The organism is Streptomyces sp. URMC 126, from assembly GCF_051386555.1.
Taxonomy (GTDB): Bacteria; Actinomycetota; Actinomycetes; order Streptomycetales; family Streptomycetaceae; genus Streptomyces.
The window spans coordinates 1-229 of sequence record NZ_JBPQTX010001452.1; the positions used below are offsets into that span (position 1 = coordinate 1).

General features: G+C 73.4%; 1 protein-coding gene. It reads left to right on the forward strand.

Features of this window, described 5'->3' with window-relative positions; translation table 11 throughout:
- Positions 1-229 (forward strand): UvrB/UvrC motif-containing protein (locus tag ACSNOK_RS36645; protein WP_436784954.1); only part of this gene is annotated, 229 nt, incomplete at both ends.

Sequence of the window (229 nt, forward strand, 5' to 3'; positions counted from 1 at the left end):
CAGATCGGCCGCCCCTGCCTGCTCGGCTACATCGGCAAGTGCTCGGCGCCCTGCGTCGGCCGGGTCGACGCCGAGGAGCACCGGCGGCTGGCCGAGGAGTTCTGCGACTTCATGGCCGGGCGCACGGGCGCCCACCTGCGCCGCCTGGAGCAGGAGATGCACCGGGCCGCCGAGGAGATGGAGTACGAGAGGGCCGCACGGCTGCGCGACGACATGGAGGCGCTGAAGC